Annotated in this window: 21 protein-coding genes; 17 read left to right on the top strand and 4 right to left on the bottom strand. The window is 42.2% G+C overall.

Annotated features, from left to right (window positions below; genetic code table 11):
* The first annotated feature begins 1 nt into the window (after position 1).
* The gene (locus FTV43_RS03280; RefSeq protein WP_179994852.1) at positions 2-1,105 is read left to right on the top strand and encodes a YjgN family protein; all 1,104 of its coding nucleotides are present in this window, start codon (positions 2-4) and stop codon (positions 1,103-1,105) included.
* Between the two features lie 14 nt (positions 1,106-1,119).
* The gene (locus tag FTV43_RS03275) at positions 1,120-2,151 is read left to right on the top strand and encodes a M48 family metallopeptidase (protein WP_179994851.1); all 1,032 of its coding nucleotides are present in this window, start codon (positions 1,120-1,122) and stop codon (positions 2,149-2,151) included.
* A 10-nt stretch (positions 2,152-2,161) separates the two neighbouring features.
* Here FTV43_RS03275 and FTV43_RS03270 read toward each other — a convergent pair whose 3' ends face one another.
* Positions 2,162-2,443 carry a DUF2218 domain-containing protein gene (locus FTV43_RS03270; RefSeq protein ID WP_026438437.1) on the bottom strand — a complete coding sequence of 94 codons (282 nt, stop codon included), beginning with the start codon at positions 2,441-2,443 and terminating at the stop codon, positions 2,162-2,164.
* Between the two features lie 229 nt (positions 2,444-2,672).
* On the opposite strand from FTV43_RS03270, the gene rpe reads away from it, so the two are divergent.
* The 8 genes from rpe to FTV43_RS03230 all read left to right on the top strand — a co-directional run bounded on the left by rpe (position 2,673) and on the right by FTV43_RS03230 (position 10,233).
* Positions 2,673-3,359, top strand: a complete 687-nt coding sequence (gene rpe / locus FTV43_RS03265) for a ribulose-phosphate 3-epimerase (protein ID WP_178867928.1) — start codon at positions 2,673-2,675, stop codon at positions 3,357-3,359.
* A 369-nt stretch (positions 3,360-3,728) separates the two neighbouring features.
* Positions 3,729-4,307: a hypothetical protein gene (locus tag FTV43_RS03260; protein WP_257224088.1), complete on the top strand. Its 579-nt coding sequence runs from the start codon at positions 3,729-3,731 to the stop codon at positions 4,305-4,307.
* A 45-nt stretch (positions 4,308-4,352) separates the two neighbouring features.
* A complete protein-coding gene (locus FTV43_RS03255; RefSeq protein ID WP_179994850.1) occupies positions 4,353-6,359 on the top strand; it encodes a multicopper oxidase domain-containing protein in 2,007 nt (668 codons plus the stop codon).
* Positions 6,346-7,308 carry a copper resistance protein B gene (locus FTV43_RS03250; RefSeq protein ID WP_179994849.1) on the top strand — a complete coding sequence of 321 codons (963 nt, stop codon included), beginning with the start codon at positions 6,346-6,348 and terminating at the stop codon, positions 7,306-7,308. The genes FTV43_RS03255 and FTV43_RS03250 overlap by 14 nt, the downstream gene beginning before the upstream one ends.
* 122 nt (positions 7,309-7,430) lie before the next feature.
* Positions 7,431-8,492, top strand: a complete 1,062-nt coding sequence (locus tag FTV43_RS03245; RefSeq protein ID WP_179994848.1) for a cation transporter — start codon at positions 7,431-7,433, stop codon at positions 8,490-8,492.
* A 146-nt stretch (positions 8,493-8,638) separates the two neighbouring features.
* Positions 8,639-8,956 (top strand): quaternary ammonium compound efflux SMR transporter SugE, encoded by a 318-nt coding sequence (sugE, locus tag FTV43_RS03240; RefSeq protein ID WP_004975255.1) that lies wholly within the window; start codon positions 8,639-8,641, stop codon positions 8,954-8,956.
* Positions 8,957-9,051: 95 nt separating this feature from the next.
* Positions 9,052-9,543, top strand: a complete 492-nt coding sequence (locus tag FTV43_RS03235; RefSeq protein WP_004975257.1) for a methylated-DNA--[protein]-cysteine S-methyltransferase — start codon at positions 9,052-9,054, stop codon at positions 9,541-9,543.
* 51 nt (positions 9,544-9,594) lie between these two features.
* Complete coding sequence (locus FTV43_RS03230) at positions 9,595-10,233, top strand: nuclease-related domain-containing protein (RefSeq protein WP_179994847.1); 639 nt, start codon at positions 9,595-9,597, stop codon at positions 10,231-10,233.
* 57 nt (positions 10,234-10,290) lie between these two features.
* On the opposite strand, the gene FTV43_RS03225 is transcribed toward FTV43_RS03230, so the two are convergent.
* A complete protein-coding gene (locus FTV43_RS03225; RefSeq protein WP_179994846.1) occupies positions 10,291-11,058 on the bottom strand; it encodes a hydroxymethylpyrimidine/phosphomethylpyrimidine kinase in 768 nt (255 codons plus the stop codon).
* A gap of 88 nt (positions 11,059-11,146) precedes the next feature.
* Between FTV43_RS03225 and FTV43_RS03220 the strand changes: the two genes are divergently transcribed.
* Both FTV43_RS03220 and FTV43_RS03215 read left to right on the top strand, forming a co-directional pair.
* Positions 11,147-11,806, top strand: a complete 660-nt coding sequence (locus FTV43_RS03220) for an HAD-IA family hydrolase (protein ID WP_179994845.1) — start codon at positions 11,147-11,149, stop codon at positions 11,804-11,806.
* 106 nt (positions 11,807-11,912) lie between these two features.
* Positions 11,913-12,260 carry a hypothetical protein gene (locus tag FTV43_RS03215; RefSeq protein WP_004975264.1) on the top strand — a complete coding sequence of 116 codons (348 nt, stop codon included), beginning with the start codon at positions 11,913-11,915 and terminating at the stop codon, positions 12,258-12,260.
* A gap of 117 nt (positions 12,261-12,377) precedes the next feature.
* On the opposite strand, the gene hemJ is transcribed toward FTV43_RS03215, so the two are convergent.
* Together hemJ and FTV43_RS03205 are read right to left on the bottom strand one after the other, a co-directional pair.
* Complete coding sequence (gene hemJ / locus FTV43_RS03210; RefSeq protein WP_004975266.1) at positions 12,378-12,830, bottom strand: protoporphyrinogen oxidase HemJ; 453 nt, start codon at positions 12,828-12,830, stop codon at positions 12,378-12,380.
* An 18-nt stretch (positions 12,831-12,848) separates the two neighbouring features.
* Positions 12,849-14,078: a beta-ketoacyl synthase N-terminal-like domain-containing protein gene (locus FTV43_RS03205; RefSeq protein ID WP_004975268.1), complete on the bottom strand. Its 1,230-nt coding sequence runs from the start codon at positions 14,076-14,078 to the stop codon at positions 12,849-12,851.
* Between the two features lie 284 nt (positions 14,079-14,362).
* Here FTV43_RS03205 and FTV43_RS03200 point away from each other — a divergent pair, with 284 nt between their 5' ends.
* The 5 genes from FTV43_RS03200 (at position 14,363) to tuf (ending at position 20,588) form a co-directional block, all read left to right on the top strand.
* Positions 14,363-15,871 carry an EcsC family protein gene (locus FTV43_RS03200; protein ID WP_179994844.1) on the top strand — a complete coding sequence of 503 codons (1,509 nt, stop codon included), beginning with the start codon at positions 14,363-14,365 and terminating at the stop codon, positions 15,869-15,871.
* Between the two features lie 139 nt (positions 15,872-16,010).
* Entirely contained in the window at positions 16,011-16,385 is a 375-nt protein-coding gene (gene rpsL / locus FTV43_RS03195) for a 30S ribosomal protein S12 (RefSeq protein WP_000246374.1), read from the top strand.
* A 179-nt stretch (positions 16,386-16,564) separates the two neighbouring features.
* Positions 16,565-17,035: a 30S ribosomal protein S7 gene (rpsG, locus tag FTV43_RS03190; RefSeq protein ID WP_004975277.1), complete on the top strand. Its 471-nt coding sequence runs from the start codon at positions 16,565-16,567 to the stop codon at positions 17,033-17,035.
* 131 nt (positions 17,036-17,166) lie between these two features.
* On the top strand, positions 17,167-19,302 hold the full coding sequence (gene fusA / locus FTV43_RS03185; protein WP_004975278.1) for an elongation factor G: 2,136 nt from the start codon (positions 17,167-17,169) through the stop codon (positions 19,300-19,302).
* Between the two features lie 95 nt (positions 19,303-19,397).
* Positions 19,398-20,588, top strand: coding sequence for an elongation factor Tu (tuf, locus tag FTV43_RS03180; RefSeq protein ID WP_004975768.1), 1,191 nt, complete (start codon positions 19,398-19,400; stop codon positions 20,586-20,588).
* The last annotated feature ends 347 nt before the right edge of the window (positions 20,589-20,935 follow it).

Raw genomic sequence — 20,935 nt, 5'->3', positions numbered from 1 at the left:
CATGCACAATTCAGAATGGGATTCACCACAACAAGCAACGCCATCTTCCCCGTTTTTTCCAGCGGAGCCTACAACACCGCCTGCGCGTAATCCATTACTTGGACGCATTCATCATTTTCAATTTCATGGTAGTGCCTCAGAGTATTTTGGTATTTGGATTGTCAATATTTTGTTGATGATCGTGACCTTTGGGCTGTATGCACCGTGGGCAAAAGTACGTCGTTTGCGCTACTTTTATGGCAATACCGAATTAATCAAACGTCGTTTTGATTTCACGGGCATCCCACATAAAATTTTATTGGGACGTTTAATTGCCATTGGAATTTATGTTGCGATCTCGGTGGTTTCCAATTATTCAGTCAAAGCCATGGTTATTGGCGTGGTGGCTTTATATTTGGCTGTGCCGTGGTTGATTCGAGCGACCATCCGTTTCAAGGCGCGAAATAGTAAATTTGGCAATGCGCGTTTTTATTTTTCAGGCAGTAACAAAGAAGCCTATTGGGTATTTCTAAAATGTATCGTAATTAATTTGTTTACTTTGGGCTTATTTTTTCCTGTGTTGGTGTGGATGTATAAGCGTTATTGCCTAGACCATTTATATGCAGGACAGCTTAAATTTAAACTAAAAGCAGACTGGCCAGCATATATGCGCGCAATGTATATGCCTATTTTTTTGTTCTTTGGCATTTTGCTTGCTGTCGGGATAATGTTGGCTTTGGCAGGACAGTTGAGTCGTAATCCTGCGCAGTTGGTTTGGTTATTTTTAGCGGTTTATCTGTTGGGGATATTTTTAATTTGGCCACTAATGTCGGCGCGAATTTTTATCACCACATGGAACAATACCAGTATCAGTCGTAGTGAATTTCAGACCGATTGCGGACAGTGGCACTATACTTGGATTGTGGTGACCAATTGGATTGTGAAAGTTCTGAGTTTGGGTTTAATGACCCCATGGGCAGCCATTCGTTTATATCGCTATCAGGTTGAGTCTTTAAGTCTACATTTAAAAAATGATCCAGATTTGATGATCAATCAACTGCAAGCTGAACATAGCGCACTTGCAGAAGAACTCAGTGATATTTTTGATATTGATGTATCGCTGTAAGCTAGGAGAAGAAGATGGCGGCACAGGTCGTGGATGTAGTGTTTTATGATGGTGTAGTGTCTAAACCATGGGCTGCCAAAATCTCTCCTGTAGATGCTCAGTCGGTACTTATTCGTTATGGTGAAAATTTACAGCAACAGCGGCGCTATCATTATCAAGACATGATGTTGGTGGGGGCACTGGGTAAAATTCAACCTGTCATTGAACTCAAAGATGATGCGCGTATTGAATTTTCCCAAGCCTTACCTGAGTGGTTTCAACTGCGAAATAAACAGGTGCAGCATTCCATCTGGAAATTGGAACGCACGCCAAGTCTGATCGTATTTAGTCTGGTTTTTGTGTCGTTGATGGTATTTGTCACAGTGCAATGGGGCATCCCAAGTGCATCAAAATACGTTGCCTTTCAATTGCCTGCGAACACCTTAAATCAAATTGGTGATGAAGCAGAGCGTTATATTTTAGATATGACAGCGCCAAGTCAATTGCCCGCAGTACGTCAGCAGAAAATTTTGGCAGATTATCGCAAGCTCATTGCAGGAGATACACCTGCCAAAGTGCTGTTTCGACAAGGTGATCGCTTAGGCGCGAATGCTTTGGCAATTCCGAATAACACCATTATTTTGACCGATGAATTGGTGGAATTGGCGCAGAATGATCAGGAAATCATTGGCGTTTTGGCACATGAACAAGGGCATTTGGTAGAACGACACAGTTTGCAACAAGCCTTATCGAGTTTAGGGTTTAGTATTATTTTGCTCGCGATTACAGGAGATGGTACAGATTTAGTTTCGACCTTGCCTGTGGCGCTTGTAGGTGCAAATTATTCACGTAATTTTGAATCAGAAGCAGATAATTATGCTTTAAATACGATGCACGCTCACGGCATTCCAACCATTCATCTCGCTCATTTTCTGGAGCGTTTGGCAGAAGATGCAGGTGAAGACACCGCCAAAAGCCCTTTGGATTTTTTACAAAGCCATCCTGCAACACAAAAACGTATTCAAGCGGTTAAGGATTTTGAACAAACGCAGCGTTTAGCGCCTTAACATGAAACAGTTAGTACCGTTGCCAAACCGCGCTCAATTCTGTTTGTCCCATACGACTTAAATGATCAAGCACGACTTGTTCGAGGTAACTTAAATCTGTTTCAGTATTTTTTACCTGAATTTCAACTACAAGCTCATGTGTTTGGGGTATAAGTAGAATTGTGGCACTTGGCATCATAATTTGGTATTGGGTTGCGCTTTCTGCAACGTCAAATTTATGTTTCCAGTGGTTGAGTAGACGCTTGGCAATACGGCTTGCTTGCGTTGTTTGAATATGGGCAGAACTGTTCATCATCTGTTGAAACCAGCATTTTGTTCAAATGAGTAAAGACCTTTACTATAACAAAGCCAGACTGAAAGAACAGTGGAGTGCTGCAACAGAGCGTTGCGGAGATAGAACTATCAAATTGGCTGATCGACCTGAATCATCGAACTGAATGATCCAATCGTAACAGAATCCACCACACCAAGCAGTCTTTGCTATAATGCGCCACAATCCCAATATTTAGCTAGGTTCTCCCATGTCCAAGCCTTATTTAATTGCGCCGTCTATCTTATCTGCAGATTTTGCTCGTCTAGGCGAAGAAGTGGAAAATGTACTTCAGGCAGGTGCCGATGTGGTGCATTTTGATGTGATGGATAATCACTATGTACCGAATTTAACTTTCGGTGCAGGTGTATGTAAGGCATTGAAAAACTATGGTATTACTGCACCAATTGATGTGCACTTAATGGTAAAACCTGTAGACCGCATGATTGGTGATTTTCTAGAAGCGGGCGCAGACATTATCACGTTCCATCCTGAAGCTTCAGAGCATATTGACCGTTCATTGCAACTGATTAAATCGGGCGGGGCAAAAGCGGGTTTGGTATTTAACCCTGCTACACCGCTGCATTATTTAGATTATGTACTTGATAAAGTTGATCAGATTTTACTCATGAGTGTGAACCCAGGTTTTGGTGGGCAAAAATTCATTCCAATGACTTTAGAGAAATTACGTCAGGCACGTCAAATCATTGATGCTTCAGGTCGTGATATCCGTTTAGAAGTCGATGGTGGTGTGGGACCTGCCAATATTCGTAAAATTGCAGAAGCGGGCGCAGATATGTTTGTTGCAGGCTCAGCAATTTTTGGCAAGCCAGACTATAAAACGGTGATTGATGAAATGCGTGCTGAATTGGCAAAAGTTGGCGCAGTCGAAGTATAAATTTCTACAATCACAAGTGCTTATGCTGTGGATAACTTTGTAGATAACCGTATGGATATCTATGTTGATAACACTATGGATAAGCCGATTAATTTATAAACATTTGTACATCAATTGTTTATGACTTATACAAAATAAGTATAAAAAGGATTCAGTCGAATCCTTTTTGTTTATTTTAAATACACTGAATTTATTGAGTATTTACTCAGTTAATTATAAAAATAAGTTGCTTAATATATAACTTGATTGTTTTAGTTGGCTTTTAAATCGCACGGATTCACTCTGTTTTTCAATGCAGAAGATATTGTGTATAAGTGGGGCTTGAATTATATTGAGTGCATTGCAGATTGTGGATTGTACTTGGCAAAAATGTTCAATTCTTGTGCAAGTTCAGGTCTGCATCTTTCATACTCAGGAATTTATTTAGTGCTGACTCAACCCTACAATCAAATGTGGTTTGTTGTCCTGATGGCATTTGTCATAGGGTGGAGTGGTATTGTTAGTGCTGCGGTAAAACCTGCACATGATTGGATGATGTCAAATCAGGCAGCAGGGTCTGAGATTCGACATTCTGCAACCGCAGCGAGTGAAATGACATCTTTACCAGATTGTCATACCACAGCTTTACAAACGTATCCTGAAACCAAGCAGCATATATCTGGGCATGATGCCAAGGCCAACCATCATCTCAGTCAGCACACATCCGCAACGGATACCGATTTAAATGCGGCAGATTGTTATGGCTCGGCTGATTTTTCTACTGCAAAGACGAATTGTCAGGACTGTGCGCAGTTGCATTGTCAAAGCTTAAACAGTGTGTTGAATGTGCAAGTCCCTGAACTGATTCAACCTATAGCATTTACATCGGTCAATATTCTGTTGCCTGCTTATCAAGCTCAACATTTACTTGGGCATTGGCAGCAAATTTTACGTCCACCCAAAGCTTAATCCTGAATTCAAAACACTTTTACGTTTTATTTTAAGGATTAAGTCATGTCTAAATTTTATCAGCCTGCGCTGTTTTTAACAGTCTGTGCATTGTGTTCGAGTTCTGCATTTGCTGCGGTCAAGGAATATCACCTGACCATTGCAGAACAAACGGTCAATATCACGGGAAAACCTGTTCAACGTATTACAGTCAATGGACAATTTCCCGCGCCTGCACTCGAATTTGAAGAAGGCGATGAGGCGGTAATTCACGTTAATAATCAATTAAAAAATCAGGACTCATCTATTCACTGGCATGGTTTATTGTTGCCCGGTTTGATGGATGGTGTGCCTGGATTTAATGGTTTTCAAGGGATTAAGCCACAAGGACATTTTGTTTATCAATTTAAAGTACGTCAAAGTGGTACCTATTGGTATCACGCACATTCCAAAGGTCAGGAACAAGATGGTCTATACGGCTCTTTGGTGATTCATCCTAAAGCCAAGCCAGCCGTAAACGCACATGAATACACAGATCGTGATTATGTGGTGATGCTGTCAGATTTTCATGAAAAATCTAGCAATCAAATTCAGAAAGATTTAAAAATTTCAGCCGAGTTTTATCAAAATCAGCGTGAAACCTTAGGTGATGTTTGGCGTCAAGTACAGCGTGATGGGCTAAAAGCCACATGGTCAGACCGCAAAATGTGGAATCAGATGCGCATGCTGAAAACCGACCTTTCCGATGTCACAGGCTATACTTTTTTAATGAATGGCAAGACACCTGAACAGAACTGGACAGGTGTATTTAAGCCAAATGAAAAAGTGCGTTTACGTTTTATCAATGCCTCTGCCATGTCGTTTTATGATGTGCGGATTCCAAACTTAAAAATGACAGTGGTCAGTGCCGATGGTCAGCCAGTCAAACCTGTTACTGTGGATGAATTTCGTATCGGCACTGCAGAAACCTACGATGTGATTGTTGAACCTCAAGCAGCGCATTATCAAATTGAAGCGGAATCAATAGACCGCTCAGGTTTTGCTGTGGGTAGCTTGCAGAGTGAACTTCATTCTGCAACATCAAATCTACAGCTCCCTGCAGCGCGCCCGCGTGCTTTACTCACCATGCAAGATATGGGGCATGCTACAGAGCATTCAGGCGATGATCATTCCAAGATGAACCATGCAACGATGTCTGAAATGGATCACTCAAAAATGAATCATGCAGCGATGTCTGAAATGGATCATTCCAAAATGAACCATGCAGCGATGTCGGATATGGATCACTCAAAAATGAATCATGCAGCGATGTCTGAAATGGATCATTCCAAAATGAACCATGCAGCGATGTCGGATATGGATCATTCCAAGATGAACCATGCAGCGATGTCGGAAATGGATCATTCCAAGATGAATCATGCGGTAATGTCGGAAATGGATCATTCCAAGATGAACCATGCAACAATGTCTGAAAATACGCATACACAACATGGCATGCCTTCAACAGAACACAAAAATGCGGTGGTATATGGATGGGCAAATGCTTCTACACCCGCGGGGCATAAAGCCTTGCACTATGAAGATTTGAAATCGCTGCAGCCACAAGCAGATACACGTGAACCAAGCAGTGAATTGGTCGTGCGTTTAGGCGGTACGATGGAGCGTTATATCTGGACAATCAACGGTAAGAAATTTAGTGATGCCACACCACTCAAGGTGAAATATGGTGAGCGTATTCGGATTAAATTTATCAATGACAGCATGATGGCACATCCAATGCATTTACATGGCATGTTTATGCAGTTGGAAAATGGTCAAACGGCAGCAGAAATGCCGAATAAACACACCTTAATTGTGCCGCCAGGTCAAACTGTAACTGCACTGCTTACTGCAGATGAATTAGGTGAATGGGCAATACATTGTCATTTGCTCTATCACATGAGCGCGGGAATGATGAATAAATTGATTGTAGCGCAGGTGAGTGAAAATGAACCGCTTTCAACCACAGCAATTCAAGCCACTCAAACCCCTTCAGCGACAGCGCAAAAAGGAGCAGCACATGCACAACATTAATCTTTTTGCGAAAACAGTTTTAAGTATTTCTGTCTGCTGCATCAGTACAGTTGGGCTAGCAGCGACAGAGGTGCATAGTGCACATGCCAGTTCAGCAGAGATTGCAACAATTGCAGCTCAGGCTGATACTCAATCGCATCAATCGCATCAATCGCATCAATCGCATCAATCGCATCAATCGCATCAATCGCATCAATCGCATCAATCGCATCAATCGCATCAATCGCATCAATCGCATCAATCCGATTCGTCCGTGCAAGAGTCGCAGTCACACGATCATCGTAAAGAACATGGTGCGCAGGTGTACGCGGTGAGCACTTTAGATACGCAATGGCAAGTGAATGATCATGCCGAGGGAGTGCTCAAATCTAAATTACAAACTCGTATCGGAACTGATGAAAACAAGTTGTTTGTGAAAATTCATAGCGATAAGCAAGAGTCACAAGCGACTGAATATGATGCCAAGTTGTTATACAGTCGTATGATTTCAGATTTTTGGGATGTGCAAGCAGGTGTGCGATATCGACACGAAGTGAATCAGCAAGAGCATCAAACAGACCGAGAAGATAAGTTTGACGCTGTGTTTGGCTTACATGGTTTAGCTCCATATTTTTTTGAAACCGATGCTTATTTTTATTTGGGTGAGGATCAATATGCGGCTTTGAGTTTGGAAACCACACGGGATCTGTTATTGACTCAGAAATTGATCGCACAGCCTTATTTAGATGTAGATGTTATTCTGCAGGATGATGCCAAATATGCGAAAAAAACAGGACTCAACCGCGCAGCTGTGGGTGTGGAAATGCGTTATGAAATCAGCAAGAACATCATGCCGTATATCAGTGCAGGTTATGAGTATACGAAAGGTGATCAACACACTGCTTGGCAGTCTGCAACCGATTCCGAGCAGAGCGGCTTATATGCGATAGGCTTGCGTTTCAGGTTTTAATGATTAGGGGTATTTATCAATGATTAAGTCAATGGATCGTTGCTGCTTCTAAATAGAATAGATTGTCCCTAAATACATAGGCTTGGTTTATACTGAGCCTATTGTATTTTTGGGTGTGGCGTATGTCTTCATCAACTCAAGATCCTCAATCGAATCAAGATAAAAACTTAGAAAACCAAAATCTAAACAATACTGGCTGTGGTTGTGATACGCAAAAAAATGTAAACCAGCCTTGTGCAACTGCGCCTACACACTCCAAGTCATGTGGCGATACAGGCTGTGGTTCGTCTTGCGATACAGAAAAAAGCTGTGCTGATCAAAATAGCTGTACATCTGCAACGACTGCCAAGACAGATAAAGCAACAATTTTGGATTCGGAACTTTTGAGTCCGTGGGTGAGTGCATACCATATTCCTAAAATGGATTGTGGCGCAGAAGAACAAATGGTGCGGATTGCTTTGGCAGATCATAATGATATTGCAGCCTTGTCTTTTGATTCACCTGCACGACTTTTAAAGGTTTATCACAGCAACCAATCTGCCACAGAAATTACCCATAAATTAGAAGCATTGGGTTTGGGTGCTGTGTTGCAACAGACTGAAGCCAATACACAAACTGAACTGCCTGTATCTAACAGCGCTGCACAACAAAAAGTGCTATATGCCTTGCTTGGTATTAATGCCGCTATGTTTTTGGTGGAATTAATTGCAGGTTTAATTGCATCTTCGACTGGGTTAATTGCTGACTCCTTAGATATGTTTGCCGATGCCGCCGTGTATGGTTTGGCTTTATTTGTCGTGGGTCAATCCGCCAAGAAACAGCTCAAAGCTGCACATTTGTCTGGTTGGGTACAACTGGGTTTGGTTGCACTGGTTATCTTTGATGTCCTGCGCCGTTTCTTCTTAGGCAGTGAGCCTGAATCCATGTTGATGATGGTCATTGGTGCTGTGGCATTGCTGGCAAACGTCACCTGTTTATGGCTAATTTCAGGGCATAAAGATGGTGGAACCCACATGCAAGCCAGTTATATTTTTTCCGCCAATGATGTGATTGTGAATTTAGGTGTGATTATCGCGGGCGGTTTGGTGATGCTGACAGGGTCGAATTATCCAGACCTGATTATTGGCTTAGTTGTGGCCATGTTTGTATTGAATGGTGCGCGCAAAATTTTAAGTTTAAAATAGACGGATCATCGCTGCGCGGTGGCTTAAATTGCAACAGGAGGAACGACCTCCCTTGTTTGGGTTTTTAGAAATAGTCAAAGTGACTGAACACTCGACAAGAAAAATCTTCAGGACGGCCTGATTTCATGCTATTGAAGGAGGGCGTTATGGCCTGGATGATGTTGATATTGGCGGGTATTTTTGAAGTGGTTTGGGCATACTCCATGAAGTTGTCTGACGGCTTTAGTAAATTAACGCCCAGTATCGTGACTATCTTTTTTATGATTTTAAGTTTTGCGCTTTTGGCCTATGCCATGCGTACTTTGCCATTAGGCACGGCTTATACGATTTGGACAGGTATAGGCGCAGTCGGTTCATTTTTAGTCGGTATTTTTGTTTTAGGCGAACCTGCCAGTGCTATGCGTATGTTGGCTGCAGTTCTGATTATTTCAGGTTTGGTGCTTATGAAAATTTCATCCAGCTAACTTGGAATGCAGTCTTTTAGTGTGTGCTCAATAACAGATCGGTTTGAGTTAAAAACAGGATGACCAGATACCCAACCTGCTTGAGGAGAAAAATAATGCAATTGGCATTTACTGAAATGGACACTCCTGTAGGCGTGCTTAAATTGGTGGCTCACGATCACGCATTGGTTGCGGTAATGTGGGATAACGAAGATCATAAACGGGTACGTTTAGCCAGTTTAGTTCGACAAGATGATCATCCAATTTTGCTCAAAACTCAGCAGCAACTCCAAGAGTATTTTGCAGGTCAGCGTCAGCAATTTGATGTGCCTCTTGATTTTGAAGGCACTGAATTTCAGAAGAAAGTCTGGCAGGCGTTATTAAGCATTCCTTTTGGGGAAACTCGTAGTTATAAGCAAATTGCCGAACAAGTTGGTAGTGAGAATGCGATGCGTGCCGTAGGGGCGGCAAATGGCAAAAATCCAATTTCGATTATTGCACCGTGTCATCGGGTGGTGGGTGCAAGTGGAAAATTGGTGGGCTTTGCAGGCGGGTTGGATAATAAAGCGATTTTGTTAAAGTTAGAATCTTCAACTTCAAAAGTTTAAATGACTGAGATTCAACAACAATTTTGATCAAAATAGAATAGAGCAGGGGAAATGTTAAAAACATTATTGTTGCAGTTTTGGTGGCTTATTCTGCTTGTTGCAGGTGTAGGGCTGATCAAAATTTTCAAACCTTTTCTAAAGGGAAAGGTGGGGGAACTCGCAGTAAGTACGCATGTAAAACTGTATTTAGATGAGCGTTATATTTTATTGAATGACGTGACTTTGCCTGATGAGTCGGCAGGGACAACGCAAATTGATCATATTTTATTAAGTCCTTTTGGCGTTTTTGTGATTGAAACGAAAAACTATAAAGGCTGGATTTTTGGTGGAGAGCGTCAAAAAGTATGGACACAAAAGATTTATAAGAAAAGCTATAAGTTTCAGAACCCTGTCTATCAAAATTATAAACATATAAAAGTATTGGAATCGGTATTGAGCGATATTGTCGAGCCTCAATTGCTGCATTCTGTGATTGTATTTATGCCAGATTGTGAATTTAAAACCAGTTTACCTAAGAATGTTTTTAAAGGCAGTGCTTGGATTGAGTTTATTAAAGGCTTTCAGCATGAGGTGATTCCACCGATGAAGCTTAAACGTATTCAACTACGGATAGAAAAAGAAATTTTGGAGAAGTCTTGGAAAACAAATCGTGAGCATGTTGAAAATTTAAAACAACGACATGAACGTTAAGAATTGAAATAAAAAGCCCTGATATATGCTCAGGGCTTAAATATCTCTGCCTTAAAATTAAAACCGTTTCGGAATTTTCTGACCATTTGGAACAGGTGTTTCAGCATGTTTAAGCACACCAAACAACCAAGTTTCAGCATGATGTACCGCTTGTTTCAGTTGATCTCCCATTGCCAAGCGCCCTGCAATAAAGCTCGCCAATGAACAGCCTGAACCGTGATATTCACCTTCAAGCCGTGGACAGCGGGTTTCTGAAACCATTTCATTGTTAATATACAGTGCATTACGAATATAGTCAGGCGTATCTTCATGCCCACCTTTGACCAAAACGGCCTGCGCGCCCATTGCAAATAATTTAGCTGTTGCGCGTTCTAAATCATCTTCACCCGTTAAGGCACGTAATTCCACAGTATTTGGCGTGATTAAAGTCGCCAGTGGAATCAACTCGACAAATGCCTGAACCAAAGTCGCTTGATCACCTAAAGAACCACCACTATTGGCAACCAAAACAGGGTCAAGCACATATAAATAATCAGGATGTGCACGTAAAAAATCTGCCAGCGCTGCAATATTGTCAGTGGTGCCCAACATGCCCGACTTTACAACTTTAATGGGCAAATCATTCACCACCGCATTGGCTTGCGCCAATAACAATTCTTTAGACGTTGCTTCAAAGCCAAATACTTGCTGAGAGTTTTGAATGGTCAGTGCTGTGCAGGCAATCGCTGCATGTGCACCGCTATTGCCAACGGCTTCAATATCAGCCTGTAAACCAGCGCCACCCGAAGGGTCTAAACCAGAAAAACATAGTACTGTTGGTCGCACACACATATCCTTAATTGCTTCTATTTACGTTAGTATAGGCAACTTTGGAGTAACACTCGATAGTCATTTAGGCACATAGGCTGACATTGTGATAAAGAACCTTTTAATTGATTTAGATGGCACGCTGACCGACCCGAAAGAGGGCATTACCGCTTCTGCGCGTTATGGTTTGGCTAAGGTTGGACATCCTATTGCAGATACGGAAAATATTGATTGGATTATCGGGCCGCCCTTAAAAGCCTCTTTGGCAAAATTACTTCATGTAGATGTGCATGAAGTATTGGCAGAGCAAGCCTTAGCAGGCTATCGAGAGCGTTTTGCTGCGACAGGCTTGTTTGAAAATCACGTCTTTGAAGATGCTGCTCCAACATTGGCAGCTTTAAAACAACAAGGCTATCGACTGTTTTTAGCAACAGCCAAGCCTGAAATTTATGCACGCCAAATTTTAGATCACTTCGATTTATTGCAATATTTTGCATATCCTTATGGTAGTGAACTGAATGGTGAGCGTACCCATAAAGCGGACTTAATTGCCTATATTTTGCAGCAAGAACAATTGCAACCTGAACAATGTTTAATGATTGGAGATCGTGAACACGATATTTTCGGTGCGCGAGCCAATGGTGTCGATTGTGTTGCAGTCGAATATGGCTATGGTTCGGCTCAGGAGTTAGACTTGGCTGCACCAAAACATAGAATTCAGTGTTTTGCGCAAATTTTGTCGGTGCTTGAACAGTTATCTGGATGAGCGAGATGCTTACATCTGTTTGTATTTCTAGCGCAGTGTTATTGCAAAGATCGTGCTTCAATATTTAATTTGAATATTTAATTTTAATATTGAAAGAGGGTATGTGATGAAGATATTTAGTCAATCTATTGCAGTAGTAGCGGTTTCAATACTGATGACTGCATGTGCCAATCATGCTGCTACATCCACAACACCTACTGCGCAGGTCGAAATGTACACATCATTGCAACATCGACAGTGTGAGCCAGATTCAGGTTTAACCCTTACGGAAATTGTTCAGCGTTTACAGCAAGCACAGATTCAGGTGAAGCGGGCCAGTGTAGGTTCAGATGGGCGGATGTATGCACAGGTCTGTGGTGGTGCAGATGGAAAAATTGCTATTGTCACGATTCCTCAATCTCAGCAGAAACAAGCAGCGGCATTGGGCTTTCAGCCTTACTCACAAATACGTTGAATTAAAGCATAAGTGCTGTTTTTAGTTGTCACCCATAAAAAAACCTCAGTTCTTTGCACTGAGGTTTTTTTACAACCGAATCAGGTTGAGATGTCAGGATACTTGGCGTTTCAAATTTTAGAACTGTGGTTTTACCACGACTAAAATTACAATCGCTAATAGCAGCACAGTCGGCATTTCATTGAAGAATCGCCAGAACTTGTGTGATTTATAATGCGCATTGCCAATCAGTTTTTGGCGGTAATAGCCACAAACCAAATGGTAAATCACCAATAAACCGACCAATGCTACTTTCAGGTAAAACCATAACGCATCGTGGTAATTGCGGGTCGCATCGCCCCAATCTACCAAAAAGTGTGCTGTGATGAGGGTGGCAATCATAGACGGCCACATAATCCCTCGGTACAACTTGCGCTCCATGATTTCAAAACGCTGATGGCTCAGTGTATCTTCACTCATGGCATGGTAAACATATAAACGTGGTAAGTAGAACAATGCAGCGAACCAACAAACCACGGCAATAATATGTAATGCTTTTACCCATAAAAAAGCATCAGAAGGTGCATCCATCGACTATCCTATAGGAGATTATTCATCCCACTTCTTGAAAATAAGGCAGGCATTTACACCGCCAAAACCAAAACTGTTACTCATCACAGTATTCAATTTTGTGTCGCGTTTTTCAAGTACGATATCAAATGCTTTCGCGCCTTCATCAAGTTCAGTGACGTTGATGTTTGGTGCAATGAAGTCGTTTTGCATCATCAAGACAGAATAAATTGCTTCTTGAACGCCTGCAGCACCCAAGCTGTGACCAGTCATTGACTTCGTTGAGCTAAGAGCAGGCACTTTACCTTCACCAAACGCACGTTCCATGGCTTTCAATTCAGTCACGTCGCCTGCTGGAGTAGAAGTACCATGTGTGTTCACATAGTCAATTGCGTCTACACCGTGTTGTTTCGCTTCGTCTAAAGCCATCAAGATACAACGTGTTGCACCTTCACCGCTTGGTGCAACCATGTCTGCACCGTCAGAGTTTGCAGCATACGCAACCACTTCAGCTAAAATATTTGCACCACGTGCTTGTGCGTGTTCAAGTGATTCAAGAACCACGAAACCACCACCACCTGCAATGACGAAACCATCACGGTCTGCAGAGTACGGACGAGATGCTGTTTCTGGTGTGTCGTTGTATTTAGAACACAAAGCACCCATCGCATCAAACAATAAGCTTTGTGACCAGTGATCTTCTTCACCGCCACCTGCAAGCATTAAATCTTGTTTACCCAATTGAATTAGGTTGTAGGCATAACCAATTGCATCGGCAGAAGTTGCGCATGCACTGGTAATTGAGTGCGCGATACCTTGTAATTTGAACGCAACACCCAAGTTTGCCGTAATGGTGTTCGACATGTTACGTGGTACGAAGAACGGGCCAATTTTACGTGCGCCTTTTTCTTCAAGTAGCTCAATCATTTCTGCAACAGATGCAGTTGAGTTACCGCCTGAACCACCCGCGATACCGTAACGTGGGTTGCCTGCTAAATCTTCTTGCTTTAAGCCCGCATGTTCAATGGCATCTACTGCAGCGTTGTAAGCGTACATCGCACACACGCCCATAAAGCGTTTTAATTTACGGTCAATGTGGTTAAAGTTTTGTTCTGCTGCTGCACTTACGTGGCTTTTGAAATTAAGTTCAGCATAAGTTGGGTTGGAACGTGTTCCTGAAATACCGTTTTGTAAAGAATGAGTCACAGCTTCTAAAGTATTACCAATGCACGAGTTAATGCCCATGCCGGTGATTACAACACGTTTCATCTACAGATCCCTTTTATGGTGATAATGTTGAGCCGAACACCGTAATTGCCAAGCAATCGCTGATACGGTATGACTCATGTCTTACAATTGCGTTCATAATAACAGAAAGAATTTTGAATTCTTATGGCAAATATGATGCCACTTTGCAGAGAAGATCAAACCGCAGTGAAGCAGCAAATAAGATGCAGGAAGCCAACCAAAAGATACACAATCACATTGAGATAAACTTAGACTACACCTAGTATTTACCCATAAATCATAGAAATTAAAAATGAGGAGTAAGAATGTCAGATTCCAAGAATAAACAATCAAGCGGATTCTTCTCGAATGCGATTGGAGTGGCTAAAAAGCTCAGCAGAACAGGCATCCATGTTTTGCAGCAAGTTGCACCAAGTGCTGTAGCAAAGGATGAGCACAGTGCAAAATCAGGACAAATTATTGAAGGTCAGGCGCGTAGCTTTAGTGCTTTTCAAGCACGTCAATATGACAATCCTCAACACATGCTCAGACAGCATGTGCCACAAGTTTCACGTCAGCTTTTAGGTCGTCACTATAACCGCGTCAATCAGGTGGCGAGTTTTGTGTCGCCCGATTTTTCCGACAAAATTTCAGATTACCTATTTGATCAGTTGAATAGTTTTACTTCCAATATCAGCTCTGTTGATGATGTGCTTGATCAGGCTGGCGTACGCGATTTAGAAGAATTGACTCAAGATGTAGATCGTTCTAAACGAATTAGTCAGGCACTCGCAGAACAAAATAAATGGATTGCATCACTGCAAGGCGCATTGACAGGTGCAACAGGAGTAATCGGTTCAACTATTGATGTGCCTGCATCTATTGTGATGTCTTTGCGTACCATTTATCAGGTGGGACGTGCATACGGTTTTGAACTGAACAAAGACACCGAGCAAGAAATTGTTCAGTTTATTTTTAAACAAATTGATTTAGGCGTCATTGCAGAAAAGCAAGCAGTGTTGATGGGGCTAAAAACCTTATCTAATATGCTGCAAACTCATGATGTGCATCAATTACAAAATATGCTCGGTTCAAGCAATGATTATGAGGCATTAAAGAAATACTTCTTGAATGAGCAAGGTCAAGTCAAATGGCCGTGGTTGAATCATGTACCTAAGTTTTCCATGTTGAATAAACTCACGCCTGTAGCAACCGCATCGGTGAGTGCAGCATATAGCTGGAAATTGGTGGAAGATGTGCATCACAAGGCACAGCAAGTATTTTCCAATGCCCGTAGCTATTTAATTCAGCATAAAGACAGCAATTTATCTGCCATTCATGCGTATGAAAAATCGTTGGAATTGCTGGCACAGGCTGCGCCTAAACTCTTGGAGCAATTGAAGGGCAATGAAGCTAAACATGCGGAGCAAGATGAATTAGTAGCGGGGCAAGAGCGCGCGGAATCTGCGCCGTCAGATGCTTTAGTGCAAACCGTATCAGACCATGAAAGTATCCGAGCGGTAAAAGTGCAGAAAAAATCGGACAAAGTGGAAACAATTGCAGCACAGCTCGATGAAAATATTCAGCAAGGTCTAGAAGAATTGGCAGATCAAATGCTAGAGCCACATGCTGAAGTTGCACCGCAAAAACCTGCTGTACCTGCAGAAGAAATTGATGAATATATGCTGGAAGATGCTTTAGAGCCTGTGGAAGATTCAACCCAAGTGGCTGAAACTGTTTCGGAAAATCCAGTAACATCAAGTACAGAAACTGCAAAGCAGGTTACAAAAAAGCCGAGAACTCGTACAAGTACTCGCAAGCCAAAAGCTGAATAAAAACAAGTGATAAGTAGAAATTTGGTTGGTATTTTAACTGCCTATGAAATATTGACCATTTTTCTATCTTCGCTTACAATTGCATGCCCTCAAAAAGTAGTATGTTTTTGGGGCTTTTTATTAACGGGAGAATTGCCACATGGCAACAACAAATCAGTTGATCCGTAAGGGTCGTACGACTTTGGTTGAAAAATCAAAAGTTCCTGCGTTGAAGGCTTGTCCACAACGTCGTGGTGTTTGTACACGTGTTTACACAACTACACCTAAAAAACCTAACTCAGCAATGCGTAAAGTTTGCCGTGTTCGCTTAACTTCAGGTTTTGAAGTTTCTAGCTACATCGGTGGTGAAGGTCACAACCTACAAGAGCACAGTGTTGTTCTTATCCGTGGTGGTCGTGTTAAAGACTTACCAGGTGTACGTTACCATACCGTTCGTGGTTCTTTAGACTGTGCTGGCGTGAAAGATCGTAACCAGTCACGTTCTAAATACGGTGCTAAACGTCCTAAGAAATAATCTTTTAAAGATTAAACTCTTAGTTCGTAGAACTGCAATCCTTTATCGTCTCGCTTGTCTGATTTCTGCATTTAATTTTGTGAAATTCAAGCGACGTGTAGTAAGGCCAGCGAAATGCACACGACACTTTGTGCTACGGCTGGATCACCCTGAAGTGTCATATTTATAGGTAGTTTAAAATGCCAAGACGTCGCGTAGTCGCTGCTCGTGAAATCCTTCCGGATCCTAAATTCAGCAGCCAAACAATCGCTAAATTCATGAACCACGTAATGCAAGATGGTAAAAAATCTATTGCTGAAAGTATCGTTTACGGTGCTTTAGACCGCGTTCAAGAAAAATCTAAAGTAGACCCAGTTGAATTTTTTGAAGCTACGCTTGAAAAAGTTCGTCCAATGGTCGAAGTAAAAGCACGCCGTGTTGGTGGTGCTACTTATCAAGTTCCTATGGAAGTACGCCCATCCCGTCGTACTGCTTTAGCGATGCGTTGGTTGGTAGATGCTGCTGCTAAGCGTTCTGAAAAAACTATGGCGTTACGTCTTGCTGGCGAGTTGCTTGATGCATCTGAAGGTAAAGGCGCAGCGATCAAAAAACGTGAAGATGTGCACCGTATGGCTGAAGCCAACAAAGCCTTCTCTCACTACCGTTTCTAAGCGGATAAAACAGGCCCTAATCAGGAGGGTGATGAATCGGTTGTCACTGAATTGTCATCAAATCGCTTTAAGTTGCTAGGCAGCTTAAAGCGTCCTGTTTTAAACAACAAAATTTAGGAATGCTAGAAATCATGGCACGTCAAACCCCAATTTCTCGTTACCGTAACATTGGTATCTCTGCGCACATCGATGCGGGTAAAACAACAACTTCAGAACGTATTTTGTTCTATACAGGTGAAAGTCACAAACTTGGTGAAACTCACGAAGGTTCAGCAACAACTGACTGGATGGAACAAGAGCAAGAACGTGGTATTACTATTACCTCAGCAGCTGTAACATGCTTCTGGAAAGGTATGGGTAACCAGTTTGACCAACACCGTATTAACGTAATTGACACCCCAGGACACGTTGACTTCACAATTGAAGTTGAGCGTTCTATGCGTGTTCTTGACGGTGCATGTATGGTTTACTGTGCTGTAGGTGGTGTACAACCTCAGTCTGAAACTGTATGGCGTCAAGCAAACAAATATAAAGTACCTCGTTTAGCGTTCGTGAACAAAATGGACCGTACAGGTGCAAACTTCTTCCGCGTTGTTGAACAAATGAAAACTCGCTTGGGTGCAAACCCAGTGCCTATCGTTGTTCCAGTGGGCGCAGAAGACACATTCACAGGTGTTGTTGACTTAATCGAAATGAAGTCAATCATCTGGGATGAAGCTTCACAAGGTATGAAGTTTGAATACGGTGAGATTCCAGCTGACCTTCAAGCAACTGCTGAAGAATGGCGTACGAACATGGTTGAAGCTGCTGCAGAAGCATCAGAAGAACTCATGGACAAGTACCTAGAAAATGGCGAACTTTCTAAAGAAGAAATCGTTGCTGGTTTACGTCAACGTACATTAGCGGGTGAAATTCAACCTGCAATGTGTGGTTCTGCATTCAAAAACAAAGGTGTTCAACGTATGTTGGACGCAGTAATTGAATTCTTACCTGCACCAACTGACGTTGAAGCGATCAAAGGTATCTTAGACGACAAAGACGAAACTGAAGGTTCTCGTGAAGCGTCTGACGAAGCACCTTTCGCAGCGTTAGCGTTCAAAATCATGAACGACAAATTCGTTGGTAACTTAACGTTCGTACGTGTTTACTCTGGTGTTCTTAAAGCGGGTAGCCCGGTTTACAACCCAGTGAAAATGAAGCGTGAGCGTATTGGTCGTATCGTACAGATGCACGCAAATGACCGTCACGACATCGAAGAAATTCGTGCAGGTGATATCGCAGCGTGTGTAGGTCTTAAAGATACAACTACTGGTGATACATTATGTGATGAAAACCACGTAATTACACTAGAGCGTATGGAATTCCCAGAGCCAGTAATTGCATTGGCTGTTGAACCTAAAACTAAAGCTGACCAAGAAAAAATGTCAGTTGCTTTAGGTCGCTTGGCGAAAGAAGATCCATCATTCCGCGTTCGTACAGACGAAGAATCTGGTCAAACGATCATTGCGGGTATGGGCGAGCTTCACCTTGACATCATCGTTGACCGTATGAAGCGTGAATTCAACGTAGAAGCGAACATTGGTAAACCAATGGTTGCATACCGCGAAACGATCAAAAAGACGATTGAGCAAGAAGGTAAATTCGTACGTCAAACTGGTGGTAAAGGTAAATTCGGTCACGTATTCGTACGTTTAGAGCCGCTTGATCCTGAAGCTGGTAAAGACTACGAATTCGCTGAAGAAGTTGTAGGTGGTGTAGTACCTAAAGAATTCTTCGGTGCAGTAGACAAAGGTATCCAAGAACGTATGAAGAATGGTGTCTTGGCTGGTTACCCAGTTGTAGGCATTAAAGCGACATTATTCGACGGTTCTTACCACGATGTCGACTCTGACGAATTATCGTTCAAAATGGCGGGTTCTTACGCATTCCGTGACGGTTTCATGAAAGCAGATCCTGTTCTTCTTGAGCCAATCATGAAAGTTGAAGTAGAAACTCCAGAAGACTACATGGGCGATATCATGGGTGACTTAAACCGTCGTCGTGGTATGGTTCAAGGTATGGACGACTTACCTGGTGGTACTAAAGCAATTCGTGCAGAAGTTCCACTTGCAGAGATGTTTGGTTACGCAACACACATGCGTTCTATGTCTCAAGGTCGTGCGACTTACTCTATGGAATTTGCTAAATATGCTGAAACTCCACGTAACGTGGCAGATGGCATCATTGCTAAATTCCAGTCTGGTGGTAAAAAAGGTGACGACGAGTAATCTTTCGATTACTATAAGCGCAAACTAATTCATAGTTAAAAAACCTAATGCTCATGGAGTGATCCTCCATGAGTTGTTTTAAAAAGGAAGATCTCATGGCTAAGGCTAAGTTCGAACGTAATAAGCCACACGTTAACGTGGGCACAATCGGTCACGTTGACCATGGTAAAACAACTTTAACAGCTGCGATTGCTACAGTATGTGCACGTAAGTTTGGTGGTGAAGCGAAAGATTACGCTGCTATCGACTCTGCACCAGAAGAAAAAGCACGTGGTATTACAATTAATACTTCTCACGTAGAATACGATTCTCCAACTCGTCACTACGCGCACGTAGACTGCCCAGGCCACGCCGACTATGTTAAAAACATGATCACTGGTGCTGCTCAGATGGACGGTGCGATCCTTGTTTGTTCAGCGACTGATGGTCCAATGCCACAAACTCGTGAACACATCCTTCTTTCTCGTCAGGTAGGTGTACCTTACATCATCGTATTCTTAAACAAATGCGATATCGTAGACGACGAAGAGTTAATCGAATTAGTTGAAATGGAAGTTCGTGAACTTCTTTCTACTTACGACTTCCCAGGCGACGACACTCCAGTAATCCGTGGTTCTGCTCTTGCAGCACTTAACGGTGAATCAGGTCAATATGGCGAAGACGCTGTTGTAGCTCTTGTTGAAGCGCTTGACACTTACATTCCAGAGCCAGTTCGTGCAATCGACCAAGCATTCTTAATGCCAATCGAAGACGTATTCTCAATTTCTGGTCGTGGTACAGTAGTAACTGGCCGTGTTGAAACTGGTATCGTGAAAGTAGGCGAAGAAGTTGAAATCGTTGGTATCAAAGACACAGTTAAAACAACTGTAACTGGCGTAGAAATGTTCCGTAAACTTCTTGACGAAGGTCGTGCGGGCGAGAACTGTGGTGTTCTTTTACGTGGTACTAAGCGTGAAGACGTACAACGTGGTCAAGTACTTGCTAAGCCAGGTACAATCAAGCCACACACTAAATTCGATGCGGAAGTATACGTACTTTCTAAAGAAGAGGGTGGTCGTCACACTCCATTCCTTAACGGTTACCGTCCACAATTCTATTTCCGTACAACTGACGTAACTGGTGCAATCCAGTTGAAAGAAGGCGTTGAAATGGTAATGCCAGGTGACAACGTTGAAATGTCAGTAGAATTAATCCACCCAATCGCAATGGACCCAGGTCTACGTTTTGCGATCCGTGAAGGTGGTCGTACTGTAGGTGCTGGTGTTGTTGCTAAAGTAACAGCATAATCACTTTATAGTGTGAAAAAGCGCTCCATTTGGGGCGCTTTTTTTATGGCTGTATTTTGTGTGCTAGTTTCCAGATGGATGAAAGCTTGTCCTACTGTATTGATGGATGAAATAGCTGTTCTTTAAACCTTGAATCAATCTAAAACCATTTTATGAACATTCTTTTGCTGCGGTTTAGTTGCCTTTTTTTCTCTTACATCATAAAAATAATTTTGCTGTCTAATTATTCTTGCTCTTACGTCATAAAAAATCATCGTCTATTTTTTTACTCTTGCGTCGTAAAAATAATTTCATTGTCTATTTTTTACTCTTGCGTCACAAAAAATAATTTCACTTATCATTATTTT

Source organism: Acinetobacter sp. YH16053 (assembly GCF_013417035.1).
Lineage (GTDB): Bacteria > Pseudomonadota > Gammaproteobacteria > Pseudomonadales > Moraxellaceae > Acinetobacter > Acinetobacter towneri.
The sequence above is the reverse complement of the archived record's forward strand: the minus strand, read 5'-3'. Positions and strand labels throughout refer to the sequence as shown.

What these genes read in the sequence shown, in the direction of transcription:
- FTV43_RS03280 (WP_179994852.1), top strand. Translation starts at nt 2, where the DNA reads ATGCACAATTCAGAATGGGATTCACCACAACAAGCAACGCCATCTTCC.
- FTV43_RS03275 (WP_179994851.1), top strand. Translation starts at nt 1,120, where the DNA reads ATGGCGGCACAGGTCGTGGATGTAGTGTTTTATGATGGTGTAGTGTCT.
- FTV43_RS03270 (WP_026438437.1), bottom strand. Translation starts at nt 2,443, where the DNA reads ATGAACAGTTCTGCCCATATTCAAACAACGCAAGCAAGCCGTATTGCC.
- rpe (WP_178867928.1), top strand. Translation starts at nt 2,673, where the DNA reads ATGTCCAAGCCTTATTTAATTGCGCCGTCTATCTTATCTGCAGATTTT.
- FTV43_RS03260 (WP_257224088.1), top strand. Translation starts at nt 3,729, where the DNA reads ATGTTCAATTCTTGTGCAAGTTCAGGTCTGCATCTTTCATACTCAGGA.
- FTV43_RS03255 (WP_179994850.1), top strand. Translation starts at nt 4,353, where the DNA reads ATGTCTAAATTTTATCAGCCTGCGCTGTTTTTAACAGTCTGTGCATTG.
- FTV43_RS03250 (WP_179994849.1), top strand. Translation starts at nt 6,346, where the DNA reads ATGCACAACATTAATCTTTTTGCGAAAACAGTTTTAAGTATTTCTGTC.
- FTV43_RS03245 (WP_179994848.1), top strand. Translation starts at nt 7,431, where the DNA reads ATGTCTTCATCAACTCAAGATCCTCAATCGAATCAAGATAAAAACTTA.
- sugE (WP_004975255.1), top strand. Translation starts at nt 8,639, where the DNA reads ATGGCCTGGATGATGTTGATATTGGCGGGTATTTTTGAAGTGGTTTGG.
- FTV43_RS03235 (WP_004975257.1), top strand. Translation starts at nt 9,052, where the DNA reads ATGCAATTGGCATTTACTGAAATGGACACTCCTGTAGGCGTGCTTAAA.
- FTV43_RS03230 (WP_179994847.1), top strand. Translation starts at nt 9,595, where the DNA reads ATGTTAAAAACATTATTGTTGCAGTTTTGGTGGCTTATTCTGCTTGTT.
- FTV43_RS03215 (WP_004975264.1), top strand. Translation starts at nt 11,913, where the DNA reads ATGAAGATATTTAGTCAATCTATTGCAGTAGTAGCGGTTTCAATACTG.
- hemJ (WP_004975266.1), bottom strand. Translation starts at nt 12,830, where the DNA reads ATGGATGCACCTTCTGATGCTTTTTTATGGGTAAAAGCATTACATATT.
- FTV43_RS03205 (WP_004975268.1), bottom strand. Translation starts at nt 14,078, where the DNA reads ATGAAACGTGTTGTAATCACCGGCATGGGCATTAACTCGTGCATTGGT.
- FTV43_RS03200 (WP_179994844.1), top strand. Translation starts at nt 14,363, where the DNA reads ATGTCAGATTCCAAGAATAAACAATCAAGCGGATTCTTCTCGAATGCG.
- rpsL (WP_000246374.1), top strand. Translation starts at nt 16,011, where the DNA reads ATGGCAACAACAAATCAGTTGATCCGTAAGGGTCGTACGACTTTGGTT.
- rpsG (WP_004975277.1), top strand. Translation starts at nt 16,565, where the DNA reads ATGCCAAGACGTCGCGTAGTCGCTGCTCGTGAAATCCTTCCGGATCCT.
- fusA (WP_004975278.1), top strand. Translation starts at nt 17,167, where the DNA reads ATGGCACGTCAAACCCCAATTTCTCGTTACCGTAACATTGGTATCTCT.
- tuf (WP_004975768.1), top strand. Translation starts at nt 19,398, where the DNA reads ATGGCTAAGGCTAAGTTCGAACGTAATAAGCCACACGTTAACGTGGGC.